The following is a 7,340-nucleotide window of genomic DNA, read 5'->3' as shown; positions in this document are numbered from 1 at the left end:
AACATCGGGAGCTTATTTTGGTATAGATACGGCTGATGTTCAGATTGACGACATTCAGGGGGCCTTGAATTTCAGTACCGAAACCGGATTGTCCGCTAAAAAAGTGCAAGGCCTTTTTCTGGGTGATTCTGTCGAGGCCAGTATTGACACCGATATGACGAATAAAGCTGAGCCTGAGGTCCATTTTAACTGGCACGGTTCTGTTTCTGCTGAAGGACTTCAGCAATGGCTTCAGCTGGATGCCCTCAGTTTTCTGGAAGGTGCCAGTCGTTACAAGGGCCACTTGGTACTGGGTGGCAAGCCTGCTGACATTCAGTTGAAAGTCACCAGTGACCTGAAAGGAATGGAAGTCGAGCTTCCAGCCCCCTTAAAAGTAGCGGCTGATCAGACAGTGCCCTTTGAATTGCGCCTTAATCAATTCGCTCATCGAGATGAACTGGATATCGTTCTTGGTAAGACGGGACAAGCCAGAATTCAGTTTGGTGACGGCTTTAAGTATCAGTCTGCTGTCGTTCTTGTTGGTGGTAAAGGTCAACTGCCGGCCATGAAACCTGATAAAATTGTACTGTCTGGGCAACTATCCAAACTCGATCTGATGCCTTGGAAACAGCAGTTCGAAGGGCAGCCGGGTGACAAAACTGAAAAGACCCTGGTGAGTCAGATTGAAGTCAGGCAATTGAAGATTGATCAGCTGCTCTTCAGTCAAGAGACTCTGAATAACCTGGTGTTTAACCTGTCTCATGAGACCGGTGGCACACGTCTTGTTTTAAGCAGTGACAAGATAGATGGCAGCTTGATGATACCAGAGGATCAGAAGCAGCCATACCAGTTGAATCTGAAAAAACTGTATGTTTCCCAGGGTTCGGCAAAGAATGAATCTACCGTAGAACACAGAGGTCTATTGGGTGATCTCAGGCCTTCAGAACTGCCCAATGCTGATATTTCCATAGACTCTTTTAAGCTGGGCGACAGGACTTTGGGTTCAGTTTCTTTTGGTTTGAGACCTTTTCCTGATGGGAAGCGGATTGAGAATCTGAAAATCAATTTGCAGAAGATGGCGTTATTCGGAGATTTGGACTGGACCTACATCAATGGTCAGCACAGGACTTCTTTTAATGAGCGCCTGACAGGGTCTGGCATTCAGGCTCTGCAGGAAGCTTTGGGTATCTCACCTTTTGTTTCAGCTAAGAAAACGACCATTCAGGGGAAGCTGGCTTGGGATGGACCTCCGATGGGTATCAATATAGTGTCACTGACAGGTGCCGTTCGACTAAAGCTGGAAAATGGTACCCTGCAGAAGGTAGAAGGGGGAGCCGGCGCCTTGAAAATGTTCGGCATCCTGAATATGGAGGCTCTGACCCGGCGTCTGCGTCTCGATTTTTCTGACCTCTACAAGAAAGGCATCAGTTTTGACCGCCTGGATGGGGTCGTGCGGTTCGACGAAGGAATTATCACTTTTGATAAGCCTCTTGAAATTGATGGTCCTTCGTCGAACTTCAAGCTGGATGGCCGTGTAGACAGTGTCACTGAAAGTATGGACATGAGTCTGGTTGTTACACTTCCATTATCGTCTAATCTGCCGATACTCAGTGTCTTGCTTGGATCTGCACCTCAGGTGGCCGGTCTGATTTATCTGGCGGATATGCTGGTGGGTAAACAGGTGGATCAGCTGGCCAGTATTCGCTACCGAATCAGAGGCTCTTTTGACAACCCTGAGGTGACTCTGGATCAATTATTCTCCAGCAAAGCCCGAAAACCAGGTCAGACAGAGATTCCCAAGCGGAAAAAACCCTGAGTCAGAAACAGCCTTAAGCAAAATGGGAATGCTTTTTTTGTCCATAGGTGTGACAATCTCTTTATAACGATGTAGGCCTGCTCCGAATAATCAAGCAGGCAATGGATAATAGCTAGGGCCTGAATAAACTATGACCGACATTCTTACACAGGCGCGAAATCATTTGCTGGCGCCGGCAAATATCGGTGACAACGAGCTGGGCAGAGTGCTTGACAGTATTCTGGGGCATTCGGTTGACGCAGCGGATCTCTTCTTTCAGTCAACACGTCATGAAGTCTGGGCGCTGGAAGACAGTATCATCAAAGAAGGCAGCTTCAATGTAGACCGGGGTGTAGGTGTACGTGCTATCAGTGGCGAGAAAACCGGCTTTGCCTATTCCAACGAAATCATTTTACCGGCCCTGGAGCAGGCTGCGGGCGCGGCCCGGAGTATTGCTCGTCTGGGTCAGGAGCATCAGATTCAGGCCTGGAACCGAAGTCAGCCACTGGCTCTTTACGGCACGGATAATCCTCTGGACTCCATGAGTCGTGAAGATAAAGTGTCTCTGCTCAAGGCTGTTGACCAGGAAGCCAGAAAAGCGGATCCAGCGGTTAAGCAGGTTAACGTCAGTCTGGCGGGTGTCCACGAAGTGGTTCTGGTGGCTGCTTCTGATGGTACTCTGGCTGCGGATATACGGCCGTTGGTACGTATGAGCGTCAGTGTTATTGCCGAGAAAGATGGCCGTATTGAGCGAGGTTCTGCCGGTGGAGGTGGTCGTGGTGACTATCTGCAGTTTATCCAAAATGATAAAGGCTTGAGCTATGCCCGTGAAGCGGTGCGACAGGCTCTTGTGAATCATGAAGCTGTTGCTGCTCCGGCTGGGACCATGCCGGTCGTATTGGCTCCGGGTTGGTCGGGTGTTCTGCTGCATGAAGCCGTAGGACACGGTCTGGAAGGCGACTTTAACCGTAAAGGCAGTTCTGCCTACGCAGGTCGTGTCGGTGAGAGGGTTGCTTCGCCGCTATGCACCATTGTTGATGACGGCACGCTGACAGGCCGCAGAGGCTCCCTGAATCTGGACGACGAAGGTGTACCCACCGAATCAACGGTTCTGGTTGAGAACGGTATCCTGAAAGGCTACATGCAGGATAAGCTGAATGCCCGTCTGATGGGCGTTGCTTCTACGGGTAATGGACGTCGAGAGTCTTATTCTCATCTGCCCATGCCACGAATGACCAACACCTACATGTTGGCTGGCAAAAGCGATCCGGGTGAGATTGTTGCCAGTGTTGATAAAGGAATCTACGTCGCCAATATGGGCGGTGGTCAGGTCGATATTACTTCTGGCAAATTTGTATTTTCCACCAGTGAGGCTTACCTGATTGAGAATGGCAAGGTAACCACTCCGGTTAAAGGCGCTACGCTGATCGGCAACGGACCGGATGTTATGAATCAGGTCTCTATGGTCGGCAATGATCTGGAGCTGGATCCGGGCGTTGGTGTTTGCGGTAAAGACGGTCAGTCTGTGCCTGTTGGTGTTGGCCAGCCCACGCTCAAAATCGATGAAATCACGGTAGGCGGAACAGCCTGATTCGTCAGGAAAATGGCAGGTAAACCTGCCTATTTATCGAACTCTGTTGGCAAACCATTGTTTTCATGATGTTGCTTCATCAAAGCAATGTCGGAAGCAATGGTTCTCCCCTGTGAGAGATGTGGCAGTTGATCCGGCTCGAAAAAACCGACCTCTGATATTTCGATGTTGGCAGTTGGGCTGCCACCCTTGAGTTCACACAAAAACAGCATTTTGATCAGGTGGTGAGGGTTTCTGGGAGAGTAGGGGTGTTTATGAACATCACGCACAGCCACCAGCTTCCGGGCTTTGACAATATACCCTGACTCTTCCAGAGTTTCCCGTTCTGCTCCCAGAGCTGGGGACTCGCAGACGTCGGCCCAGCCGCCGGGCAGAGCCCAGCAACCATCAGAGCGTTCTCTTACCAGCAGGATACGACCTTCCTGAAACACTCCAGCCCGGATATCGAGCTTGGGTGTGGTATAGCCTGTTTCAGGAAGAAAATAGTGATCGACTTTTTCAATGGGAGCGCCTGCAAGAAGTGCTGTCATTTCGTGGGCAATGTCCTGAAGCTGCTGGTAGCGCTCCAGATCAAAGCCGCCGTCGGTATAGGTTATTCCGTTCTGAGCAATGGCGCGAATCTTTTCAACCCAGTTTGTCCATGGATTTTTCTGCATAGTATTTGCCTGTCCATTGATGAATCTGTTCACTTTAGTACAGTCGGCTGATGCTAAGTATTATTTTGACTGTTCAGCGTCCACCTCCTCTTTTGGCCTTCCAGACCCCAAGAGCGCAGCAAATCTTCGGCTACCGGGCGAGGATTCCAATAGTACTTTTATGCTGATGGTCAGAGGGACTGAGAGCAGCATGCCAATCGGGCCCAATAACCAGCCCCAGATCAGCAACGATAAAAAAACGACCATGGACGAAAGACCGAGTCCCTTACCTAATACTCTTGGCTCAAGCATGTTACCAATCAGCATGTTGATCAGGAAATAGCCAGCTGAAACAAATAGTGCTTCAGAAAAACCCAGTTGCAGCAAAGTGATCAGGATGCCGGGAATGGCCGCCAGTATGGAACCAATGTTTGGAATAAAGTTCAGGGCAAAAGCCAGAATGCCGCCCAAAAGGTAAAAGTTAACCCCTCGCAATCCTAGCAATAGAGCGACCAGTAATCCTGTGAGCACACTGATGGCCGTTTTCAGGGCAACATAACGATTGACCGAGGCAACAAATCTTTCGAGATCTTTCAGCTGCTGGTCCGGATCAGACATGGAACGGATCAGTTTATTTCTCAGTAGCGGTGCCTCGGCCAGCATGAATATAACCGTCAGAAAGATCAGGAAAACATAACTGGTGGCACTGCCCATATGGGTCAGCATGGACGTTAAAAAGCTAAAGATGGATGAGGTATCCAATGGTTCAGCGATGGATTTCAGATCCAGATTAATGTTGCGTTGCGCCAGTTTGTCACTGATCTGATGAATCATATCGATCGTTTGCTGCTTATACCCTGGCAGCGCCTTGGCAAAGTCCTGTAAGGCACTGCCAATGGAAGCCACAATCATCATCATAGTGATGATTAGCACCGAGACTACTAACAGAATGCCCAGCACCCTGGGAATATGCAGTCGGCTCAAGGCGTTAATGGCTGGGTTGAGAAGAATCGCCAGGAAGTAGGAAAACAGCAGGAGAGAGAGTATTTCACTGCCCAGACGAATACCGGCAAGAATGATCACCAGTGAGGCAGCTGTCACTATGTAGCGGCTAATGTTCTGTATTTCGGCGGATTGCATACTTGATTCTTGCTCCTTTTGAATATGTTCAAGGTTCAAGATTTGAGCTCTGCTTGCAAAAATCGACTGTCACCATCGTTGCGAGCCATGGAGGGCCAGGGGCGAATACTATGTCGACCCACCCTGGCTAGCTTAGTGAGAAAGTTGCCATCATTATACTAGAATGCTTTCTAAACGGCCTTGGGTGTATCGCAGCTGAAGCAGCAGGGCGTTATGCACAGGGTGCCAGGACAAATGGGCTGGCCTTGATGTTGTCGTGCAAATTAAATAGTCGACCATGTACTAAAATCCTAATGCCAGATATGTGAGGCTAAACATGATGAGTAATGTCGCATGCTTATTTTTTATATCAATAATCGCATTTACCTCTAACGCTGCCTATTCTGACTATTGCACAATAGTTACAAAGACATACGTAGAAAGCCTTAAGAATGGTAACGAATGCAATGGCATATTGCCATTATTCAGCGATCAAGATGACTTGGTGTATTCACCCAAATATGGAAAAATTACAGCTAAATACTTATTTTGTCATGAAGATAATGGTGTGAAGTATGATGTTGTTAATCAACAGCTTTTGGCTGACTGTGTATTATATTTAACTCTAAATATTGATGGCACTAACAGGCCATATGTAGATGTTTTTAAACTTGATAAAAATGGGAAAATCAAATCTTTATCCATTTATCATGGCCCATCGACATTATAATTGACATCCACCACCATCTGGTATCAATAGCCTTTTGAATTTTTTTGATAACACTTCACCAACTAAGCTGATGGTTTTTGTAGCGTATGCTGGCCGTTAAGGCAGATAGTACAATGCTAAACAGTGCACACCAACTCCTGCTGTGTGTCGTATGAGTTTCTAAAATTCGATAGCCAATACGGGATGGTTGTTCAGTAAACCTGAACCCGACCTCGGAGTGAGTGGGTTCAGGAGCTTAAGGGGAGCGAGTCATCAAGTCTTCAGGTAACGACTCAGAATGTGCTGCTTGAAGTGATCTGCATTCAGCGGTTCGCCGGTGGCCTGAGTGTATAGTTCGTGAGTTTCCAGCTTGCAGCCTTGCTGCCAGATGTTTTCTGTCAGCCAGTTAAATACCGGCTCCAAATCGCCGGTAGCGATGCGGCTCTCTACATCGGGCAATTGTCGCTTAACAGTGGCAAACTGCTGTGCTGCGTACATGGCACCCAAAGTATAGCTTGGGAAGTAGCCAAAAGCGCCCATTGGCCAGTGAATGTCTTGCATACAGCCGGTGCTGTGATTTTCGCCGGTGGCAAGGCCCAGGTAAGCCTGCATTTTCTCATCCCAGATCTGGGGCAGGTCATCCACCAGCAGTTCTCCCTCGATCAGTGCCTTCTCGATTTCATAACGCAGGATGACATGCATGGGATAACTGATTTCATCGGCGTCTACGCGGATAAAACCGGGCTTTACCCGGTTGTAGATCTTCTCAAGGTTAATCTGGCTGAAACGCTCATCCTCCTGACCTTCTGACAGGTGTTTCACGATCAGAGGTCTGATGAGCTTCAGGAACTCCGGGCTGCGACCCAGCTGCATTTCAAAAAACAGACTTTGGCCTTCATGGACCCCCATTGAGCGGTAGGAGCCAAGTGGCAGCGACCTCAGATCTGCCGGAAGATTCTGGTTATAGCGGGCGTGACCTGTTTCGTGGATCGTTCCCATCAGGGATTCAACGAAGTCTTGTTCGTTATATCGGGTAGTGAGGCGAACATCTTCCGGAACCCCACCACAGAATGGGTGGACACTGACGTCCAGTCGGCCATGATTGAAGTCAAACCCCAGCAGTTTCATAACATCCAACCCGAGGGCTTTCTGGTTCTCGGCAGGGTAGTGGCCCTGACTGGCTATCAGAGAATCATTCTTTTGCTGTTCGACAACGGTTTGCAAGGTTTCTGGCAGCCAGCTCTTGAGGTGACCAAAAAGAACATCCAGCTCTTTGGAAGTCATACCGGGTTCATAAAGCTCCAGCAGGGCGTCGTAGCCTCTGGCGCCGGATGCGGCGGAGCGAATACTGGCCTCTTCACGGGCTAGTTTGACCACTTCTTTCAGGTTTTCGGAGAAGCCTTTCCAGTCATTTTTCGGCCGCTGGGTTCGCCAAGCGTGCTCACACTTCGAACTGGCCAGAAAAGATTTAAGGGCTGCCAGATCAACAGAGCTTACCGAAGTCGTGTAAAT

General features: G+C 48.9%; 6 protein-coding genes. 3 read left to right on the top strand and 3 right to left on the bottom strand.

Features of this window, described 5'->3' with window-relative positions; translation table 11 throughout:
* Both KDK18_RS03375 and tldD read left to right on the top strand, forming a co-directional pair.
* On the top strand, positions 1–1,795 hold a 1,795-nt coding region (locus KDK18_RS03375), incomplete at its 5' end, for a YhdP family protein (protein ID WP_257253215.1).
* Positions 1,796–1,925: 130 nt separating this feature from the next.
* A complete protein-coding gene (gene tldD, locus KDK18_RS03370; protein WP_257253214.1) occupies positions 1,926–3,365 on the top strand; it encodes a metalloprotease TldD in 1,440 nt (479 codons plus the stop codon).
* Positions 3,366–3,394: 29 nt separating this feature from the next.
* Here tldD and KDK18_RS03365 read toward each other — a convergent pair whose 3' ends face one another.
* Positions 3,395–4,021: an NUDIX hydrolase gene (locus KDK18_RS03365; RefSeq protein ID WP_257253212.1), complete on the bottom strand. Its 627-nt coding sequence runs from the start codon at positions 4,019–4,021 to the stop codon at positions 3,395–3,397.
* A 60-nt stretch (positions 4,022–4,081) separates the two neighbouring features.
* Positions 4,082–5,140: an AI-2E family transporter gene (locus tag KDK18_RS03360; protein ID WP_257253210.1), complete on the bottom strand. Its 1,059-nt coding sequence runs from the start codon at positions 5,138–5,140 to the stop codon at positions 4,082–4,084.
* A 454-nt stretch (positions 5,141–5,594) separates the two neighbouring features.
* On the opposite strand from KDK18_RS03360, the gene KDK18_RS03355 reads away from it, so the two are divergent.
* Positions 5,595–5,849: a hypothetical protein gene (locus tag KDK18_RS03355; protein ID WP_257253208.1), complete on the top strand. Its 255-nt coding sequence runs from the start codon at positions 5,595–5,597 to the stop codon at positions 5,847–5,849.
* Between the two features lie 252 nt (positions 5,850–6,101).
* On the opposite strand, the gene KDK18_RS03350 is transcribed toward KDK18_RS03355, so the two are convergent.
* Positions 6,102–7,340 (bottom strand): carboxypeptidase M32 (locus KDK18_RS03350; RefSeq protein WP_257253207.1); only part of this gene is annotated, 1,239 nt, incomplete at its 5' end.

Source organism: Endozoicomonas sp. SESOKO3, from assembly GCF_024606255.1.
This window is presented reverse-complemented; position numbering and strand designations above follow the sequence as displayed.